This is a genomic window from Burkholderia sp. Ac-20349, assembly GCF_017104865.1.
In the GTDB taxonomy this organism is placed as follows: Bacteria; Pseudomonadota; Gammaproteobacteria; order Burkholderiales; family Burkholderiaceae; genus Burkholderia; species Burkholderia aenigmatica.
Genome location: NZ_JAAGPM010000039.1, coordinates 1 through 18,850, shown reverse-complemented (window position 1 = coordinate 18,850; position 18,850 = coordinate 1). Strand labels below are relative to the sequence as shown.

At 67.8% G+C, this 18,850-nt stretch carries 12 protein-coding genes; 5 read left to right on the top strand and 7 right to left on the bottom strand.

Translation table 11 applies throughout. The annotated features are described in order from the left end of the window. Positions 1 to 27 precede the first annotated feature (27 nt). The 3 genes from G3N61_RS15340 to G3N61_RS15330 all read right to left on the bottom strand — a co-directional run bounded on the left by G3N61_RS15340 (position 28) and on the right by G3N61_RS15330 (position 4,784). Complete coding sequence (locus G3N61_RS15340; RefSeq protein ID WP_205822919.1) at positions 28 to 1,296, bottom strand: ABC transporter substrate-binding protein; 1,269 nt, start codon at positions 1,294 to 1,296, stop codon at positions 28 to 30. A gap of 157 nt (positions 1,297 to 1,453) precedes the next feature. Next, positions 1,454 to 4,057: a PAS-domain containing protein gene (locus G3N61_RS15335; protein WP_089453660.1), complete on the bottom strand. Its 2,604-nt coding sequence runs from the start codon at positions 4,055 to 4,057 to the stop codon at positions 1,454 to 1,456. 4 nt (positions 4,058 to 4,061) lie between these two features. After that, a complete protein-coding gene (locus G3N61_RS15330; protein WP_043178396.1) occupies positions 4,062 to 4,784 on the bottom strand; it encodes a response regulator transcription factor in 723 nt (240 codons plus the stop codon). Between the two features lie 581 nt (positions 4,785 to 5,365). Between G3N61_RS15330 and G3N61_RS15325 the strand changes: the two genes are divergently transcribed. Continuing rightward, the gene (locus G3N61_RS15325; protein WP_043178398.1) at positions 5,366 to 6,229 is read left to right on the top strand and encodes a crotonase/enoyl-CoA hydratase family protein; all 864 of its coding nucleotides are present in this window, start codon (positions 5,366 to 5,368) and stop codon (positions 6,227 to 6,229) included. 48 nt (positions 6,230 to 6,277) lie between these two features. Here G3N61_RS15325 and pdeR read toward each other — a convergent pair whose 3' ends face one another. The 4 genes from pdeR to G3N61_RS15305 form a co-directional block, all read right to left on the bottom strand. Continuing rightward, positions 6,278 to 8,281: a cyclic di-GMP phosphodiesterase gene (gene pdeR, locus G3N61_RS15320; RefSeq protein WP_043178401.1), complete on the bottom strand. Its 2,004-nt coding sequence runs from the start codon at positions 8,279 to 8,281 to the stop codon at positions 6,278 to 6,280. Between the two features lie 563 nt (positions 8,282 to 8,844). Beyond that, positions 8,845 to 12,489 (bottom strand): hydantoinase B/oxoprolinase family protein, encoded by a 3,645-nt coding sequence (locus tag G3N61_RS15315; protein ID WP_205822917.1) that lies wholly within the window; start codon positions 12,487 to 12,489, stop codon positions 8,845 to 8,847. 119 nt (positions 12,490 to 12,608) lie between these two features. Further along, the gene (locus G3N61_RS15310; RefSeq protein WP_205822916.1) at positions 12,609 to 13,907 is read right to left on the bottom strand and encodes an MFS transporter; all 1,299 of its coding nucleotides are present in this window, start codon (positions 13,905 to 13,907) and stop codon (positions 12,609 to 12,611) included. 78 nt (positions 13,908 to 13,985) lie between these two features. Further along, the gene (locus G3N61_RS15305; RefSeq protein WP_175025675.1) at positions 13,986 to 14,759 is read right to left on the bottom strand and encodes a putative hydro-lyase; all 774 of its coding nucleotides are present in this window, start codon (positions 14,757 to 14,759) and stop codon (positions 13,986 to 13,988) included. A 211-nt stretch (positions 14,760 to 14,970) separates the two neighbouring features. Between G3N61_RS15305 and G3N61_RS15300 the strand changes: the two genes are divergently transcribed. From G3N61_RS15300 to tssI, 4 genes are all read left to right on the top strand, one after another. After that, complete coding sequence (locus tag G3N61_RS15300) at positions 14,971 to 15,903, top strand: LysR family transcriptional regulator (RefSeq protein ID WP_089453664.1); 933 nt, start codon at positions 14,971 to 14,973, stop codon at positions 15,901 to 15,903. 168 nt (positions 15,904 to 16,071) lie between these two features. Further along, the gene (locus G3N61_RS15295; protein ID WP_089453665.1) at positions 16,072 to 16,977 is read left to right on the top strand and encodes a hypothetical protein; all 906 of its coding nucleotides are present in this window, start codon (positions 16,072 to 16,074) and stop codon (positions 16,975 to 16,977) included. Positions 16,978 to 17,301: 324 nt separating this feature from the next. Further along, positions 17,302 to 17,571 carry a PAAR domain-containing protein gene (locus G3N61_RS15290; RefSeq protein WP_205822914.1) on the top strand — a complete coding sequence of 90 codons (270 nt, stop codon included), beginning with the start codon at positions 17,302 to 17,304 and terminating at the stop codon, positions 17,569 to 17,571. Then, on the top strand, positions 17,572 to 18,850 hold a 1,279-nt coding region (gene tssI, locus G3N61_RS15285), incomplete at its 3' end, for a type VI secretion system tip protein TssI/VgrG (protein WP_205822912.1). It abuts the gene before it with no gap.

Sequence of the window (18,850 nt, the reverse complement as noted above, 5' to 3'; positions counted from 1 at the left end):
CGATCGATCAAGCGCGCGCCGCGGCGCTCAGTGCCAGCTGCCGCCCGGCGCGAGCCGTTTAAGAGCGACCGCGAGCCGCGCGAGCGCGCCCGATGCGGTGTCGCTGCCGGCGAGCACGTCGTGCGCGGCGTTCCAGAACTGGTTGCTGACCTGGTTGTACTTCGCGCCCGTCACGGTCGATGGCCGTGCGACCGCCGTGCTGAAGGTCGGCAGCAGGTCGGCCATGAACGGGTTGGCCTGCAGGATGTCCTTGTCGCGATACAGCGCCGGAAGCGTCGGGTTGTACGACCCCTGGATCGCACGCATCTTCTGCACTTCCGCGCTCGACAGGTACATCACGAGATCGGCGGCCAGTTTCGGATTCGGCGAGTAACGCGACACGGCGAGCTGCCATCCGCCCAGCGCGGCGGCCGGGCGGCCGTCGGCGCCGCCCTTCGGCAGCGGCGCAATGCCGACCTTGCCCTTGATCGGGCTGCCCGTGCGATTCGCGATCGCCCACGCGTAGGGCCAATTGCGCATGAAAACGGCATTGCCGGCCTGGAACACGCCGCGGGCCTCCTCTTCGCCGTAGTTCAGCACGGCCTTCGGGCTGATCGTGCCGACCCATTTCGCCGACTGCTCGAGCGCCTTGACCGCGCCCGGGTTGTCGATCGTCACGCGCCCCTTGTCGTCGACCACCGTGCCGCCGTTGTAGCTGCTGATCCATTCGAGCGCATCGCAGGTCAACCCTTCGTACGCGCGCCCCTGCCACACGTAGCCCCAGACCTTTTCGTTGCCTGCGCTGCGCTCGCCCGACTGGATCCTGCGCGCGGTGGCGTCGAGCTCATCCCACGTTGCGGGTACTTTCACGCGATACTTGTCGAGCAGGTCCTTGCGGTAGTAAAGCAACCCCGTATCGATGAACCACGGCATCGCGACCAGCTTTCCGTTCACGGTATCGTTCGCGACGATGCTCGGGAACGACTGGCTTTCGAACCCTTTGCTGTACGGCTTCAGGTCGATCAGGTGGTTCGCGAGGATGCCCGGCCAGACCGTATCGATCTGCATCACGTCGATCTTGTCCGAACCGCTACCGAGCAGTTGCTGATAGAGCGCCAGCGTCTCGCTCGAGTTGTTTGGCATGCTGATGAATTCGACCTCGTTTCCGGTCTTCTCGGCCCAGCGCTTCGCCGAGACCTGGCAAATGTCCTGGTCGACGCCGGCTGCGCCACATGCGATCCGCAGCGTCGTCGCGCCGGCCGTGGCAGCCGTCATCGCGAGCGCCATCGTCAGCAAACCTGCCTTGAGCTTCGTCATTCGGTGTCTCCAGTTTTTTTCGAATCGTTCGAATCGCGCGCCGCGGTGTCGCGAGCGCGTCGCCGGGTGCCGTGGGTCTATGAGACTCCAGTCCGGTTAATCGAAAATTTCGGAAACGCGGCGCGCCATTAACAATCGAAACAATCGCCGTCGCGCGTCAGCCCAGCAGCGCGGCGAGTGCCGCGAGATCGAACGGCTTCGGCACGAACGGCAGGTCTGCGCGCCAGTCGGGATGGGTCTGATGAATCTCGGGCGGCAAGCCCGAGGTCAGCACGACGCGCTGCGCCGGCCAGCGCTCGGCGAGCCGCGCCGCGAACGCGATGCCGCTGCCGCCCGCGCCGAGCGAGATGTCCGACAGCACGAGCGTGACGGGGCCGTGCTCGGCCAGCCAGCGGAATGCCGCGTCGCCGGTCGCCACCGCGTCGGCCCGCGCGCCGAGCGCCGCGAACTGGCTGAGCGCCGTGTCGCGCACCTCGGGATCGTCGTCCACCACGAGCACGCGAGCACCGGCTTGTCCGGCAACGGGCGCGGCCGCAACGACGGCCGGTGCGCCGCGCCGTTCGGGTGCGGCGCACTCGGGCAGCCACAGGTCGACGCGCGTTCCCTGGCCGACCTCGCTGTGAATGCGCAGATCGCCGCCGCTCTGGCGCACGAAGCCGTAGACGCTGCTGAGCCCGAGCCCGCTCCCCTCCCCGGCCGCCTTGGTCGTGAAAAACGGCTCGATCACCTTGTCGAGCAGCACCGGCGCAATTCCGCAGCCCGTGTCGGTGACACTCAGCACGATCGCCGGCGGCGCCGCGGCACCGTCCGCCGCCGGCTCGCGGCGCGCGGCCAGCGCCAGCGTCCCGCCGTCCGGCATCGCGGCTGCGCTGTTGAGCGTCAGGTTGAGGACCGCGTTCTCGAGCTGGCCGCGGTCGACGTTCACCCACATCGCGTCGGCGGCCGGCTCCAGCACGACGGTCACGCGCTGGCCCGCCGAGTATTCGACGAGATCGAGCATCTCCGCGAGCATCGCCCTGACCGACACGCGTTCGGCCTGCAGCGGCTGGCGCCGCGCGAACGCGAGTAACCGCCGCGTGAGCCGCGACGCGCGTTCGGCCGCGCGGCGCGCCCGCTCGGCCATCGTCTGCGCGTCCTGCTGCCCGTCGAGCCGCGGCAGCAGCAGCTCCAGGTTGCCGAGTATCGCGACGAGGAAGTTGTTGAAATCGTGCGCGACGCCGCCCGTCAACTGGCCGAGCACGTCCATCTTCTGTGCCTGGCGCAACTCTGCCTCGACCGCGCGCCGGCTCGTCAGATCGCGGCAGACCGCCACCCATCCGCCGTCCGGAAGCGGCTGGCAGTGGAATTCGAGGGTCCGATGGTCGCGCAGGTGCAGCTCGGCCGAGGCGGCAATGCGCGCGCCGTCCGACGTGCGGGTCGCGGTCTCGCGCGACACCTGGCGCCAGCGCGCGGGCTGATGCATGGCCTGCCGCAGCGTCGCGAGCGACAGGCCCGCATGCAGCGCGCCCGGGTCGATCCCGAGCAGCGTCGCGAAGGTCGGATTCCACGCGATCAAGCTGCCGTGCGTGTCGTGGACGGACACCCCGTCGTTCATCGAGTTGAGCACCGACTCCTGCAGGCGGCGCTGCGACTCGAGCCCCTGGGTCAGTTGCTCTTTCTCGATCAGGTTGGTGCGGAACACCTCGAACGCGCGCGCCAGCTCGCCGATTTCGTCCGGCCGATGCGTCGACGGCATCTGGTCGGACGTGATCCCTTTCGCGAGTCGCGCCATCACGCGCGTCATCGCCTGCAACTTGTGCAGGATGCGGCTCGCATACGCGACGCCGAGCAGCGCCACGGCGACGCCCGCGACGGCCAGCAGCAACAGGCCCGACTGGCTCGACACCGCGACCTTGCGCACCTTGTCGCTGCGTTCGCTGGCGATCTGCCGCAACCGCTCGACGTAGCGCGCCGACTTGCCGCTCAGGTGGTCCGCGTGGCCGCGCAGGAGCGTGACGAGATAGCCCGTCTGCGCTTCGCTCGACAAGAACTCGCGGCGCACCGCGAACGCGTTGCGCGTACCGCCATCGAGGCGCTGCAGCGCGTCGGCAAGCGCCGGCTGGCGACGGTCTTCGCCGCGTTCACGCACGCGCAGCCACAGCGCCTCGTTATCGCTTTCCGCGCTGCCGAGCTCCGCCGCGTTCGCCGCCTGCAGCGCACCGGCCGTGCGTGCCCAGATCTCGAGCAGCGTCGGCGCGCGCTGCGCGATCACGCTCTTGTCGCGCGCGATGCTGTCGCCGATGCGGTCGTTCGCGAGGCGCAGGTCGCTCAACTCCTCCTTGAGCTGCCGCTGCCGGCCTGACACGATCAGCAGCCGGGCGAGATCCTGGTCGATCGCGTCGAGGTCGTCGATCACGGCAAGTTGTTCGCCCGCCTTCGCGGCGGGGCCAGGCTGTTTGCCGAAGCCGGGCGACAACCGCCGGATGTCGCCGAGCAGGCCGCGCAGCAGCTCGGTGTCGTTGTGAAGCAGGTCCGGCGAATCGGTCAGCATCATGCTCGGCGCGACCGCGGCGAGCTGCGCGACCTTGTCCGACAACTCGAGCGCGCGGGCAATCTCCGGCACGACGTTCGCTTCGTATTCGTCGAGCGCGTTCTGGTTCGCGCGCATGCCGAGCACGCCGACCACCACGACCGCGAGCGTGATGCCGAACAGCAGCAGAAACGTCGCGATCAGCTTGGCCCGGACACTCCAGGGCGGCACCAGCCTGAACGTCGTCCGCATCGCGTCACACGCGCACGACGGGTACCGCGAACACATAGCCGATACCACGCTGCGTGCGGATATAGGTCGGCTGCTCGGGGTTCGGCTCGATCTTGCGGCGCAGGCGCAGGATCAGCACGTCGATCGTCCGGTCGTACACGTCGATGCCGAAGCCGCGCGTATGTTCGAGCAACTGGTCGCGGGACCAGACGCGCGACGGCTGCTGCACCATCGCGGCGAGCAGCTCGAATTCGCCCTGCGTCAGCGCGCACGGATTGCCGCCGTGCGTCAGCGTCCGCGCGGCGAAATCGAGCGTCCAGCCGTCGAAGCAGAAGCGCGGGCCGCCGCCGTTCGGTGCGGGACGCGGCATCGACAGCTCGGTCGTGCGGCGCAGCTGCGCGCGCACGCGCGCGATCAGCTCGCGCCCGGACACCGGCTTCGTGATGAAATCGTCCGCTGCGGTTTCGAGGCCGAGCACGCGGTCCGTCTCGTCGCCCAGCCCGCTGATCATGATGATCGAGACGTCGGACCGGCGTCGCAGCTCGCGCGCCACCGTCAGGCCATCCTCGCCGCGCAGCTTCAGGTCGAGGATGACGAGCGCGTGCGGCGCGGCGGCCAGTTGCTGCTGCATCATCGCCGCGCTGTCGGCCGTCGATACGTCGAACCCTGCCTCTTCCAGCACGACCCTCAACCAGGCGCGCACCTCCGGATCGTCGTCCAGTACCAGGACCCGATGTTTCTCTGACATACGTGTTCTCCTCCATGCCGGCCGCGCTCGGAACGCGCGGCCGTGCCGGATGCGAATGTTGGCTGAAGCCGACCGACTCTGGCAAGTTCCGTCGGATGCCGGCCGCGGAGGAGATCTGCGTCCCTGCGTGCGGAACGGGGCGCGCAGATATGAACGGGCGCGCGATTCTAACGCCGCAAAAAATTTGCCGGATCCCCGTCGGCACCCGTGAATACCCTGCACGGCGAGCGGTCGCGACACGCTCCCCGCATTGCCAATGCGCGGTTACGACTGCCTGCGTCGCACGCGGCATTGCCGCGCCGTTCTCAAGTTTGCCGTCATGCGGCCTGCCCGCATTCCGTCGTCACGTCCGGAACGCCGCGATACCGGCCCGGCCGGACGCTCCCCGCTCCTCGACCGTTTGTCCTCGACCGCCGTCCTGCATGGGCCCGCGCGCCTTTCCGGTGACCCATTCCACAGATACGCCGAATGTGCGCGCGCAACAATGGCGATGCCTCGCGCCCGGCACCCGGCGGGAACTCGCCTCCCGCTCGGCACCGGGCGCGATGGTCTTCAAAAACCACATCTCACGAGGACATACCATGCAACTCCAATCCCATCCCGCGTGCCGCCCGTTTTATGAAGCCGGCGAACTCACGCAACTGACTGCCTTTTATGAAGAGGGACGTAATGTCATGTGGATGATGCTGCGATCGGAGCCGCGGCCGTGCTTCAACCAGCAACTCGTTACCGACATCATCCATCTCGCACGCGTCGCACGCGACTCGGGCCTGCCGTTCGACTTCTGGGTGACGGGCTCGCTCGTCCCCGAGCTGTTCAACGTCGGCGGCGACCTGAGCTTCTTCGTCGACGCGATCCGCAGCGGCAAGCGTGACCTGCTGATGGCCTATGCGCGCTCGTGCATCGACGGCGTGTACGAGATCTACACGGGCTTCGGTACCGGCGCCATCTCGATCGCGATGGTCGAGGGTAGCGCGCTCGGCGGTGGCTTCGAGGCCGCGCTCGCGCATCACTACATGCTCGCGCAGAAAGGCGTGAAACTCGGGTTCCCCGAGATCGCGTTCAACCTGTTCCCGGGCATGGGCGGCTATTCGCTCGTCGCGCGCAAGGCCGATCGGGGTCTCGCGGAGCAGTTGATCGCGACCGGTGAAGCGCACGCGGCCGAGTGGTACGAGGATCGCGGCCTGATCGACCAGACGTTCGACGCGGGCGACGCGTATCTCGCGACGCGCACCTTCATCGACGTGACGAAGCCGAAGCTGAACGGCGTGCGCGCGATGCTGCGCGCCCGCGAGCGGGTGTTCCAGCTGACGCGCTCCGAGCTGATGGACATCACGGAAGCGTGGGTGCATGCGGCGTTCACGATCGAGCCGAAGGATCTCGCGTACATGGAACGCCTCGTGATGCTGCAGAACCGGCGCGTGTCGAAGCTGCGCACGGTGTAATGCGACGGGCGCCGCCGCGTGCCGGCGGCGCCCGTTCGTGAACGAAGCTCAGGCGATCAGCCTGAGCTTTCTCGTCTCCGCGAGCCACGCCTCGAACGCCTGCGCCGGCATCGGGCGCGCGTAGTAGTAGCCCTGCGCGTGATCGACGTCGAGTTGCTTGAGGAACTCGGCTTCCGCATGCGTTTCGACGCCTTCGGCAACCACCGCGAAATTCAGCGCCTTCGCGAGCGACACGACCGAGCGCACCAGCGCCTGCGAGCGCGGATTGCGGTCGATGCCCGTGATGAAGCTGCGGTCGAGCTTGATCGCGTCGAGCGGCAGGCGCGACAGCTGCGACAGCGACGAATAGCCGGTGCCGAAATCGTCGAGATGGATCTCCGCGCCGAGCTGGCGGAACTGGCGCATCAGCCCGTTGGCCGCATCCTCGTCCTCGATGAAGCAGCTTTCGGTCAGCTCGATGTCGAGCAGGCCGGGCTTCAGCCCCGCGGCGTCGAGGATCGACGCCAGCTGGTACACGATGTTCATGTCCTGCAACTGCCGCGCGGACACGTTCACCGCGATCCGGATGCCGAGCCCCTTCGCCTTCCAGGCGGCGGCCTGCGCGGCCGCGCTGCGCATCACCCAGCGCCCGAGCGGCGCGATCAGGCCCGACTCCTCCGCGAAGCGGATGAACTCGACCGGCGCGACGAGCCCGCGGTCGGGCGACTGCCAGCGGACCAGCGCCTCGACACCGTGCACGTCGCCGGTCGCGATATCGACGACCGGCTGGTAGTGCAGCACGAACTGCTCCTCCTCGAGCGCCTTGCGCAGGTTCGTGTCGAGCCACATGTACTTCGCGACCTTCTGGTTCATCTCCAGCGAGAACACGCGATACGTGTGCTTGCCCTCTTCCTTCGCGACGTACATCGCGGTATCGGCGCTGCGGATCAGCGTCTCGAGCGAATCGCCGTGCTGCGGATGCATCGCGATGCCGATCGAGCAGCTCGTGTAGACCTCCATCAGCCCGAGATGGATCGGCGTGCGCAGCCGTTCGAGGATGATCTGCGCGGTCGCTTCGAGCAGCGGCCGCGTGCCGTGCTCGAACAGCACGAGGAATTCGTCGCCGCCGAGCCGCGCGAGCGTCGCGCCGGACGGCAGGCAGCCGCTGATGATCGACGACACGTCCTGCAGCAGCCGGTCGCCGGTGATGTGCCCGTAGTGATCGTTGACGCGCTTGAAGTTGTCGAGATCGAGGAACAGGATGCCGACCTGCCCGCGCGACGCGGCGGTCTCCGCGGCGATCGCCGCGTGGATGCGCTCGCTGATCGCATGGCGGTTCGGCAGCCCGGTGAGCACGTCGGTGTTCGCGAGTTCGCTGAGCCGCTGCTGCGCGCTGCGCTCCTCGGTGATGTCGATGCCCGAGCAGATCAGGAACTGCTCGTCGACGCCGCTGCCGCTCTGCACGAACTTGTTGCGGAACTGGAACAGGCGCGGCCCGTTGACCGTGTTGATGTAGCGCTCGACCGCGAACGAGTGGTTGCTCGCGAAAAAGCCCGAGATGTTGCTGCGCGACTGCGCGCCCTGCTCGGGGCTCATGAACAGCTCGAACGCGCTGCGGCCGATCACGTCGACCTCGCGCTTGCCCGTCACTTCCTCGCACAGGCGGTTGAAGCGCTGCACCATCCCGTTGCGGTCGAGAATCACGACGAGCGAATTCACTTCGGACACGACCTGCTCGGCAAACGCGAGCCCGTGCGCGAGATCGCCCGCGACGGATTCGGTATCGGAATACGCGGAGGCCGTGCCGGCCCAGTCGGTCGTGTCGACCTTCCGGCCGACGAGATGGAGGCTGACGGGCTGGCCGAACAGCGCGATGTCGAGCACGAGGTGCGACGTGACGCCGGTCAGCGCGCGGATGCGCGCGGCCTGTTCGACCGTCAGCGCAACCGCGACGTTGGTCAGGCCGCGAACGGCCGCCAGTTCGAGTGCATTGCTGTCGCTGCCGAGACGCCAGCAGGGGCTGCGCGTACCGACATGCGCCTCGAGCACCGCGCTATCGTTTTCGTCATCCATGGAGACGCCCCGATCCAGAAAAAACGCACAGTGTAGACGGAGCGAGCCGGCCGCCCGCCGTTCCGGGCCGCGCGTCGCGCGCACCCGGAACGGCGGCCGTGATTGCCGTGATGATGGGCCTCGTCCCGTACTTGTTTCCAGCTAATGCGACCCGGCGTTCGCGCGTGATGCGCGCAGGTTGTGCCTAACGAATGATGAGAGCCATCTTATCAAATGACGATCATGATGGGCACTCACATTTGGAGCAGAGTGTCAAGGAATCGGGACTCGATTGGCAAGCCGGATTTTTCATGATTGGCAGCCCGCTCAATCGCGGTTGCGGCGGTGCGCAACGGGTTCGGCGAGACGGGCTGAGCGCCCCGCCAGGCAGGCGTTTGCGGCTGATTCCAGCATTCGGTGGCAGCGATGTGACAAGATCGTGGCGACAGGGTCGGATCGCATGCCGGCGACCCGATTTTCCGTCATTTTTGATTCCGTTCGTGCGTTAATGCGCGGCTTTATTCCACAGTCCGTTGCAATGTCGCCTCGCACCCGGCGCGGGGTGCCCGCGCCGGGTGTATGGCTCAGCCCGCCGCGCCGTATCCGCCGCCGCCCGGGGTTTCGACGACGAACACGTCGCCCGGCGCCATCTGCGCGCGGCCGATATGGTCGAGCGCCTCGACCGTGCCGTCCGCACGCTCGATCGTGTTGCGGCCGAGCGCGCCGGCCTCGCCGCCCGCCGCGCCGAACGGCGCGTGGATCCGGTTGTTCGACAGGATCGACGCGGTCATCGGCTCGAGGAAGCGGATCCGCCGCACCGCGCCGTCGCCGCCGCGCCAGCGCCCGCCGCCGCCCGACCCGGCGCGGATCCGGTGCGAGTCGAGCCGCACCGGGTAGCGCCATTCGAGGACCTCCGGATCGGTGAGCCGCGAGTTCGTCATGTGCGTCTGCACCGCGCCGACGCCCGCGAAACCGTCGCCGGCACCGCTGCCGCCCGCAATAGTCTCGTAGTATTGGTAGCGATCATTGCCGAATGTGAAGTTATTCATCGTGCCCTGGCTCGACGCGACGCAACCGAGCGCGCCGTACAGCGCGTTGGTGATCGCCGACGACGTCTCGACGTTGCCCGACACGACCGCCGCCGGATACTCGGGGTTCAGCATCGAGCGCGCGGGCACGATCACCGTGAGCGGCTTCAGGCAGCCGGCGTTCAGCGGGATGTCGTCGCCGACCAGCGTGCGGAACACGTACAGCACGGCGGCCATGCACACGGCCTTCGGCGCGTTGAAGTTGTTGTCGAGCTGCGCGGACGTGCCCGTGAAATCGATTTCCGCGCGCCGCGCCGCCCGGTCGACGCGGATCGCGACGCGAATCTCCGCGCCGTTGTCGAGCGGGTAGCGGTACGCGCCGTCCTGCAGCGCGCCGATCACGCGCCGCACGGCCTCTTCCGCGTTGTCCTGCACGTGCCCCATGAACGCGAGCACGACGTCGCGGCCGAACTGCGCGACCATCCGGCGCAATTCGTCGACGCCCTTCTGGTTCGCGGCGACCTGCGCGCGCAGGTCGGCCATGTTCTGCTCGACGTTGCGCGCCGGGTAGCGGCCCGACGCGAGCAGCGCGCGGGTGTCCGCATCGCGCAGCGTGCCGGCCGACACGAGCTGCCAGTTGTCGATCAGCACGCCCTCTTCGTCGATGTGGGTCGAATCGGGCGGCATCGAGCCCGGCGTCGTGCCGCCGATGTCCGCGTGGTGGCCGCGCGAGCCGACATAGAACAGCGGCGCGTCCGAGCCGTCCGCGAACACCGGCGTGATGACGGTCACGTCCGGCAGGTGCGTGCCGCCGTGATACGGGTCGTTCAGCATGAACACGTCGCCGTCGCGCATGCGGCCGCGATTGCGCTCGATCACCGTGCGGATGCTCTCGCCCATCGAGCCGAGGTGCACGGGCATGTGCGGCGCGTTCGCGATCAGGTTGCCGTCGCCGTCGAAGATCGCGCACGAGAAGTCGAGGCGCTCCTTGATGTTCACCGAGTACGCGGTGTTCTGCAGCCGCAGCCCCATCTGCTCGGCGATCGACATGAACAGGTTGTTGAAGATCTCGAGCCGCACCGGATCGGCGTCGGTGCCGAGCGAGCGGCGTGTCGGCAGCGGCGTGACGCGCGTCAGCACGAGGTTGCCTTGCGCGGTCATCTGCGCGCGCCAGCCGGGCTCGACGACGGTCGTGCCGTTCTTCTCCGCGACGATCGCCGGGCCGTCGATCGCGTCCCCGGCCAGCAGCGTGTCGCGTACGTACAGCGCTGCGTCGTGCCATTGGCCGCCGGAATGGAAGCGCACCGCGGAATGGGCGCGCAGCGCGGCGTTATCGCCGTCGCCGCGCGGTGCGAGCGGCGCGATCTCCACCGGCGCGTCGGAGCGGCCGATCGCCTCGACCGATGCGAGTTCGGCCACGAGCGGCGTACCGGGCATCAGGAACGCGTAACGCTGCCGGTACGCGGCCTCGAACGCCTGCTGCATCGCCGCAACGCTGCCGGCCGGCACGTCGAGCGCCGAGTCGGTGCCCTGGTAGCGCAGGTGTACGCGGCGCTCGGTCGCGATCCGCTCCGGCGGCACACCCTGTTCGAGCAGCGCGCCGACCGCCTCGTCGGCCAGCCGGTCGAGCGCGGCATTCAGCGCCGGCAGCGAATCGTCCGACAACACGGCCTCGACCGCCCGCTCGCGCATCGCGGTCTGGTCGGCGAGGCCCATTCCGTATGCGGACAGCACGCCCGCGAGCGGATGCGCGAACACCTGCGTCATCCCGAGCGCGTCGGCCACGCCGCACGCGTGCTGGCCGCCCGCGCCGCCGAACGTCGTCAGCACGTAGCGCGACACGTCGTGGCCGCGCTGCACGGAGATCTTCTTGATCGCGTTCGCCATGCTGCCGATCGCAATCTCCAGGAAACCTTCGGCGAGCGCCTCGGGCGTCTCGCGCCGCCCCGTCGCCGCGTGGATCTCGTCGGCAAGCGCGGCGAACTTCGCGACCACGCCGTCGTGGTCGAGCGGTTCGTCCGCCTGCGGGCCGAACACGCGCGGGAAATGATCGGGCTGGATCTTGCCGAGCATCACGTTGCAGTCGGTCACCGTCAGCGGGCCGCCGCGCCGGTACGCGGCCGGCCCCGGGTTCGCGCCGGCCGATTCGGGCCCGACGCGCAGCCGCGCGCCGTCGAAGCCGAGCACCGAACCGCCGCCGGCGGCGACCGTGTGGATGCTCATCATCGGCGCGCGCATCCGCACGCCGGCCACCTGCGTCTCGAACACGCGCTCGAACTCGCCGTGGTAGTGCGACACGTCGGTCGACGTACCGCCCATGTCGAAGCCGATCACGCGCTCGAAGCCGGCCGCCTGCGCGGCGCGCACCATCCCGACGATGCCGCCGGCCGGGCCCGACAGGATCGCGTCCTTGCCCTGGAACGCGTCGGCGCGCGTCAGCCCGCCGCTGCTCTGCATGAACTGCAGGTTCACGCCCGGCATCTCGTGCGCGACCTGCTCGACGTAGCGGCGCAGGATCGGCGACAGGTACGCGTCGACCACGGTCGTATCGCCGCGCGACACCATCTTCATCAGCGGCGACACTTCGTGCGACACCGACACCTGCGTGAAGCCGATGCGGCGCGCGAGGTCCGCCAGCGCGCGTTCGTGCGCGGTGTAGCGATAGCCGTGGATCAGCACGATCGCGAGTGCGCGCACGCCCGAGTCGAACACGCGGCGCAGCGACGCTTCGGCACCCTGAACATCGAGCGGCACGACGACGTCGCCGTGCGCGCCGATGCGCTCGTCGATCTCGACGACGGTCTCGTACAGCGCGTCGGGCAGCACGATGTCGAGATCGAACAGACGCGGCCGGTTCTGGTACGCGATGCGCAGCACGTCGCGAAAGCCGCGCGTCGTCGCGAGCGCGGTGCGTTCGCCCTTGCGTTCGAGCAGCGCGTTGGTCGCGACCGTCGTGCCCATCTTCACCATGTCGACGCGCTGGGGCGTGATCGGCTCGCCGGCCGCGAGGCCGAGCAGGTGGCGGATCCCGGCCACGGCCGCGTCGCGGTACTGCTCGGGGTTCTCCGACAGCAGCTTGTGCGTGACGAGCGTGCCGTCGGGCCGGCGCGCGACGATGTCGGTGAACGTGCCGCCGCGGTCGATCCAGAATTGCCAGCGTGCAGCGTCGGACGGAACGGGGGAAAGGTGTCGGTCAGTCATGATGTCGGGTCGATGCGTCGTTGAATCGAAGGACGAGCGCCGCCGCACGGCGCGCGTCGCGCGCCGTGTCACGGAGTCGATGAAAGGGGAAAAAATTGAAGGGCGGAGCGCCCTGCCGCTTACGCGGCGTCGAGTTCGCGGCCGCGTGTCTCGGGCAGCGTCAGCGCGGCGACGATCACCACGCCGTACGCGGCGACCGCGAAGATGCCGATGCTCATGCCGAGCCCGTATTGCTTGGACAGCGCACCGATCAGGAACGGGAACAGCGCACCGATCGCGCGGCCCACGTTGTAGCAGAAGCCCTGGCCGGAGCCGCGCACGCGGGTCGGGAACAGTTCGGTGAGGAACGCGCCCATCCCCGAGAAGATGCCCGATGCGAAGAAGCCGAGCGGGAAGCCGAGCCACAGCATCGACGCGTTGGTCAGGTTCAGCGACGTGTACGCGAACGCGATCACCATCGAGCCGACCGCGAACAGGATGAAGTTCGGCTTGCGGCCGAGGCGGTCGGTCAGGTACGCGCTCGTCAGGTAGCCGACCCACGAGCCGAAGATGATCATCGCGAGATAGCCGCCGGTGCCCATCACGGTGAGGTGACGCTCGGTCTTCAGGAAGGTCGGCAGCCACGTCGTGATCGCGTAGTAGCCGCCCTGCGCACCGGTCGTCAGCAGCGCCGCGCGCAACGTCGTCGTGATCAGCTTCGGCGCGAAGATCTCGGTGAGGCGCGGTGCATCGGCCACCTTCGCCTGCGCGGCCTTCTCCTTCTCGTAGACGTCCGGCTCCTTCACGTAGCGGCGGATCGCGACGACCAGCAGCGCAGGCGCCAGCCCGACGAGGAACAGCGCGCGCCACGCCTGCTCGGCCGGCAGCACCGAGAACAGCAGCGCATACAGCAGCGCGCACAGGCCCCAGCCGATCGCCCAGCCCGACTGCACGAGGCCGACCGCCTTGCCGCGGTCGCGCGCGCGGATCACTTCGCCGATCAGCACCGCGCCGGCCGTCCATTCGCCGCCGAAGCCGAAGCCCATCAGTGCCCGCGCCGCGAGCAACTGGTGGTAGCTCTGCGCGAGCCCGCACAGCGCGGTGAACACCGCGAACCACAGCACGGTGAGCTGCAGCGTGCGCACGCGGCCGATCCGGTCGGACAGGATGCCGGCGATCCAGCCGCCGAGCGCCGACGCAAGCAGCGTGATCGTGCCGATGAAGCCGGCGTCGGCCAGCGAGATGCCCCAGGTCGCGACGAGCGTCGGGATCACGAACGACAGCATCTGCGTGTCCATCCCGTCGAGCATGTAGCCGACCTTGCAGCTCCAGAACGCGCGGCGCTCGCGCGGCTGCGCGTCCCCGTACCACGAGAACAGGCCGTTACGCTCGGGGCTCGCGGGCTCCGCGGTGTTCGCCGCGAGGGTCTTGCTTTCCATGGTGGTGCTCCTGTCGTTATGCGCCGTCGAATGGCGATCGTCCGTGCGGTATGTCGTGCGGGTCGTCGTTGCCCCGGCTCAGAATATGGCCAGCGACGCGTTCGTGATGTCGGTCATCAGCATGTGGCCCGGCGTGTGCGCAATCGCGATCGGCAGCTTCGCGTCCATCAGCGCGGTTTGCGGCGTCACGCCGCACGCCCAGAACACCGGCAGCTCGCCGTCGCGGATCGTTACCGCGTCGCCGAATTCGGGCGCGTTCAGATCGGCAATGCCCAGTTCGCGCGGATCGCCGAGATGGATCGGCGCACCGTGCACGCCGGGGAACCGGCTCGTGATCTGCACCGCGCGGATCGCGTCGGCGCCGCGCATCGGCCGCATCGACACGACGAGCTGGCCGCCGAAGATCCCCGCGCGGCGGTTCGGAATCGACGTGCGGTACATCGGCACGTTGCGGCCCTCCTCGACGTGGCGCAGGCCGATCCCTTCGCGGGCCAGCATGTCTTCGAACGAGAACGAGCAGCCGATCGCGAACACGACGAAATCGTCGCGCCACAGTGCTTCCAGCGATTCGACGCGCTCGGTCAGGCGGCCGTCGCGGTAGACGTTGTAGCTCGGCACGTCGGTGCGGATGTCGAGATCCTCGCCGAGGGCGTCGACCCGGAACGCGCCCGGTTCGCCGACACCCAGCAGCGGGCAGGCTTTCGGGTTCGCCTGGCAGAAGCGCAGGAAATCGTGCGCGACCGCTTCGGGCAGGATCGCGAGGTTCGCTTGCGCGTACGGGCCGCAGTGGCCGGCGGTCGGGCCGCGGAACGCGCCGTGGCGCACGGACTGGCGGAATTCGGAAGGCGTCATGGTGGTCAAGGCTTGTGGCAGATCGGTGTGTCGGCAGGATGACGATGGCGTGTCATCGGATACGGCGAAGAATAGAAAAGAAAAAATTTTGCCGCCAACGAGTTTTTTTGCGCTTGGTGTATAGAATTTCTTAACGGATCTCGGGGTTTTCCCCGGCTACGTTCACTTTTCCTCACCGGCACAGTGCGCCTCCACCGTCCGTCCGACCGCCATGAACACGCGTTTTCTCGAAACCTTCGTCACGCTCGCGAAGCTGCGCAACTTCCGTACGACGGCCGCCGCGCTGCACGCGACGCCGGCCGCGATCTCGCAGCGCCTGAAGGCGCTCGAGGACGAACTGCAGACGGTACTCGTCGACCGCGACAGCCGCGAATTCCGCCTCACGCCGAACGGCGAATACCTGCTCGGCTATGCGAAAGCCGTGGTCGAGGCGACCCAGGAGCTGCAGGCCGCCGCATCCGGCGAGAGTGCGCTGCGCGGCAAGCTGCGGCTCGGCGTGATCGAGACCGTCGTGCACAGCTGGCTGCCGCACTATATGCGGCGGCTCGCGGCCGATTATCCGCAGCTGGAAATCGACCTGACCGTCGACGTCAGCGTGGTGCTGCAGCGCCGGCTGATGGCCGGCGAGCTCGACCTGATCATCCGCGTGGAAGGCAGCGACGAGGCGTCGGTCGTGTGCGATGCGCTCGCGAACTATCCGGTGCGCTGGATCGCGCGTGCCGGGTTGCTGCCGAATGCGCGCACGGGGCTCGCGCGGCAGGTGCTGCGGCAGCCGATTCTCACCTACGGGCGCGGTACGGCGCCGCATCGTGCGCTGGAGGACATCGTGCGTACGCTCGCGCACACGCACGGCGTGCCGCTGTCGGACACGCGCATCACCGGCTCGCCGTCGATCTCGGTGATCGTGCAGCTCGTGCGCGACGGGTTTGGCGTGGCGGCGATTCCGAGTCTGTTCGTCGATGCGCTGATCGAAAGCGGTGAAGTCGTCGAGCTGCCGCTGCAACCGTCACCGCCGTCGATCGTCGTGTCGATGTCGCGGCGGGCGGATGCGCCGCGGTTCGTCCATGGCGCGGCGACTGCGGCGCGGGCGGCGTGTCATGAGTATTGCGAGAAGAGCAAGCGGTTGCTGGTCGAAGCGCTTTGATGCGGTGCCGGCCGGCGGGCGGCAAGGCCGGGTGTCCGGTGCGCATTCGACATCGCCGCGCGAATCGCCCACAATCGCCTGCGACGCGTGCGCGCCACGCGTCGTGAATGCCGGCACGGCCGTCCGGCATCGACCGCGTCGCTCGCCCCTGCACAACAAGAAGGCAACATGCAGACTCGTACCGCTTCCGCTCGCCTGAACCTCGCGCGCGCCGTCCTCGTCGCGCTGTACGTCGTGTCGCTGCTGCTGCCGGTCGCCGCCGAACCGCCGAATGCGATCGGCGCGGTGCACTGGTGGCGCGGTTACATGGTGCTCGTGATCGGCCCGCTCGCGATCCTCGACCTGCAATTCGCGTGGCTCGGCAACCCGCTGCTGATCGTGGCGCTGATCAAGCCGAACCGTGTCGTGTCCGCGCTGCTCGCCGTGGTCGTGGCCTTCGCGCTCGGATGGCACACGATTCCGACCGGCCCGGACTTCAAGCCGATCCACGCTTTCGGCATCGGGTACTACCTGTGGCTTGCGGCCATGATTGGCGGCGCCGCGTTGCCGTGGATCGGCGGGCGCGGGAACAAGGACGTCGTCGCGCCTGCAACGGGGATCGTGCCGGATGGCTCGGTCGATCCGATGGATGCGATGGATGCCGCCGCGCCGGCCGGTGCCGGCGACACGGCGCAACCGGGCACCGCACCGTCACCGCCCCTTTCGCCCGTCCCGCCGAGCCGCTGGGTCGTGACTACCACCGGTACACGCATCGAGGCGACCGACCCGAAGGGCACGACGCACGGAATCGCGCTGGCTGACCTCGGCGCGGTCGTGATCGAAACCAACGACCAGGGGCCCTACGAATCGGACGTGTGGTGGATCCTGTTCGATACGAACAAGCAGTTCGCGTGCGGGTTCCCGCAGAACGCCGACGGCGTGAAAGCGGCGGTCGATCGGCTGCTCGACCTGCCAGGCATCGATCACCGCAAGGTCATCGACGCGCAGACGTCGGTCCAGAACGCGATGTTCCCGATCTGGCAGCGCGCGGCGCAAGCGGAGCCGAAAGACGGCGAAGCGCAACGCACCGACTGAACCCGCGCTAAGACACAGTTGAAAGGCCCGGCCGCGGAAACGCGCAGCCGGGCCTCCGTCACCCGGTATCAGCCGGGGCTCGTTCGCCTCAGTGCGACCGCCCCGTATCCGTCCCCGGTGCGAACTCGATACCCCGCAGCACTTCCGCAAACTTCGCAGTCCGCAGCACGGCGAACTGCTCGTGCGCGGCCGTCGTTGCGCTCGTGTAAAAACAAACATCATTTGTTTAACGAAAGTCAAAGTCCGAAAAATCGTATTCATCCCATAGTCGGCGCCGAATTTCCGCGTTATCAATCTCGCTCCACGTGATTTGCGAGAGCGCTGATGAAGAATGCACTAGGCCATGAAATGGTCCGCCTGGGTGACTCAACCGACCACGGCGGCACCGTCATCGAAGCTGCCAGTGACCTGAAGCATCTTGGCATCGGTATCGCGCTTGACGGCCATGGTGTCCGTTGTCCGAAATGCGGCGGCATTTTCCCGTTGCTGGCGAGTGGCCCGCGTACCCATCACGGTCGGCGCGTGGGCTATCACGGCGACAAGAGCGGGTGCGGTGCGACCGTCATTGGTCAGCGAGCGACGGGGGCAGAGTAAATGGGGATTTTTGCTCAGGCTCGCACGCTGTCGATCGCGGGTGCGTCGCTACCGACCTACGGGATGGATGCACTGCCGGTATTCATTCCGGTGCGCCTGCAAGGCACCGAAACCATCGGCCGCCTCGATGAATGCCGCTACCTCGTCGCGCTGCGTACCGACGACGCCTATGCCGTTTCGCCGAGCCGCACGGCGGATCTCGATCTGGACAGGATAGTCGGAACGGAAGTCACCGTATCGATCCAGCTCGAAGGCAGAGGTCGGTTCATTCCGGGGATGGTAGGTGCCGCCGGACTTGGCAACATCGGAGCGGGTACGCGCGAGATCACCGGATTGGTCGAAACGGCACGGCTTGCCGGTCAGGATCGCGATGCGATCCTGTACGAACTGGAACTGCGGCCATGGCTCTATCGCGCGACCCTGACGCAGGATTGCCGCCTGTTTCAGGATATGACCGTCGTCGAAATCACCGATGCGGTGCTCTCGAAATATCCCTATCCCGTCGATAAGCGCCTGGGCGCATTCAGGGGCGTCTATCCGAAACGCGACGTACAGAGACAGGCATTTGAATCGGACTGGGTGTTCCTGCAACGCCTCTGGGAAGAATGGGGCATCTGGTGGTGGTTCGAACATGATGGCGGCCATCACCGTCTGGTCTTGTGCGACCCGATGGGCGGATACCAGCCGCACGGGGAGGCTTACGAGACTTTGCGCTATCTGCCACCCGGCGGTCAGCGCATCGACGAGGAACACATACACACGCTGTCCGTGACCAGTCGATTGACGGCGGGGTCCGTGAGCGTGACGGATTACGACTACACGCGGCCACGCGCGAGGCTGGGCGTTACCGTGGAAGACCCTCGTCCTACGGCCAACTCGAGTGGCGAGATTTATGACTGGGGAGACTACAGTCAGCCGCTCGCCGGCACGCAAGGGCTGACAGGCCAGCCGAACGATACGGAGCGGGAGGCGCGGCACTTCGCGCGTGTGCAGCTTGAGGCGCAGCGCTGCGTGGGGCGGCGTGCACACGGCAAAGGGAATCTGCGCGGCCTCACGGTCGGTCACACCTTCACGCTCATCGGCCATCCGCAGCAGGCGGCGAATCGCGAGTACGTCGTCGTGTCCTGCACGCTCGATATCGAGGAAGTCGGCGGGCGAGCCGGCAGCGCGCAGACCTATCGCGCCGAAGCGCAATTCGAACTGTTGCCGACGAACGAGCCATTTCGACTGGAGCGCAGCGTCCGCAAGCCCATTATGGGCGGACCTGAGAAAGCAATCG

Bases quoted from the DNA above. Each gene is read 5' to 3' on its own strand.
- G3N61_RS15300 (WP_089453664.1), top strand. From the start codon at position 14,971: ATGAACACGCGTTTTCTCGAAACCTTCGTCACGCTCGCGAAGCTGCGC.
- G3N61_RS15325 (WP_043178398.1), top strand. From the start codon at position 5,366: ATGCAACTCCAATCCCATCCCGCGTGCCGCCCGTTTTATGAAGCCGGC.
- G3N61_RS15290 (WP_205822914.1), top strand. From the start codon at position 17,302: ATGAAGAATGCACTAGGCCATGAAATGGTCCGCCTGGGTGACTCAACC.
- pdeR (WP_043178401.1), bottom strand. From the start codon at position 8,281: ATGGATGACGAAAACGATAGCGCGGTGCTCGAGGCGCATGTCGGTACG.
- G3N61_RS15315 (WP_205822917.1), bottom strand. From the start codon at position 12,489: ATGACTGACCGACACCTTTCCCCCGTTCCGTCCGACGCTGCACGCTGG.
- G3N61_RS15310 (WP_205822916.1), bottom strand. From the start codon at position 13,907: ATGGAAAGCAAGACCCTCGCGGCGAACACCGCGGAGCCCGCGAGCCCC.
- G3N61_RS15340 (WP_205822919.1), bottom strand. From the start codon at position 1,296: ATGACGAAGCTCAAGGCAGGTTTGCTGACGATGGCGCTCGCGATGACG.
- G3N61_RS15305 (WP_175025675.1), bottom strand. From the start codon at position 14,759: ATGACGCCTTCCGAATTCCGCCAGTCCGTGCGCCACGGCGCGTTCCGC.
- G3N61_RS15335 (WP_089453660.1), bottom strand. From the start codon at position 4,057: ATGCGGACGACGTTCAGGCTGGTGCCGCCCTGGAGTGTCCGGGCCAAG.
- G3N61_RS15330 (WP_043178396.1), bottom strand. From the start codon at position 4,784: ATGTCAGAGAAACATCGGGTCCTGGTACTGGACGACGATCCGGAGGTG.
- G3N61_RS15295 (WP_089453665.1), top strand. From the start codon at position 16,072: ATGCAGACTCGTACCGCTTCCGCTCGCCTGAACCTCGCGCGCGCCGTC.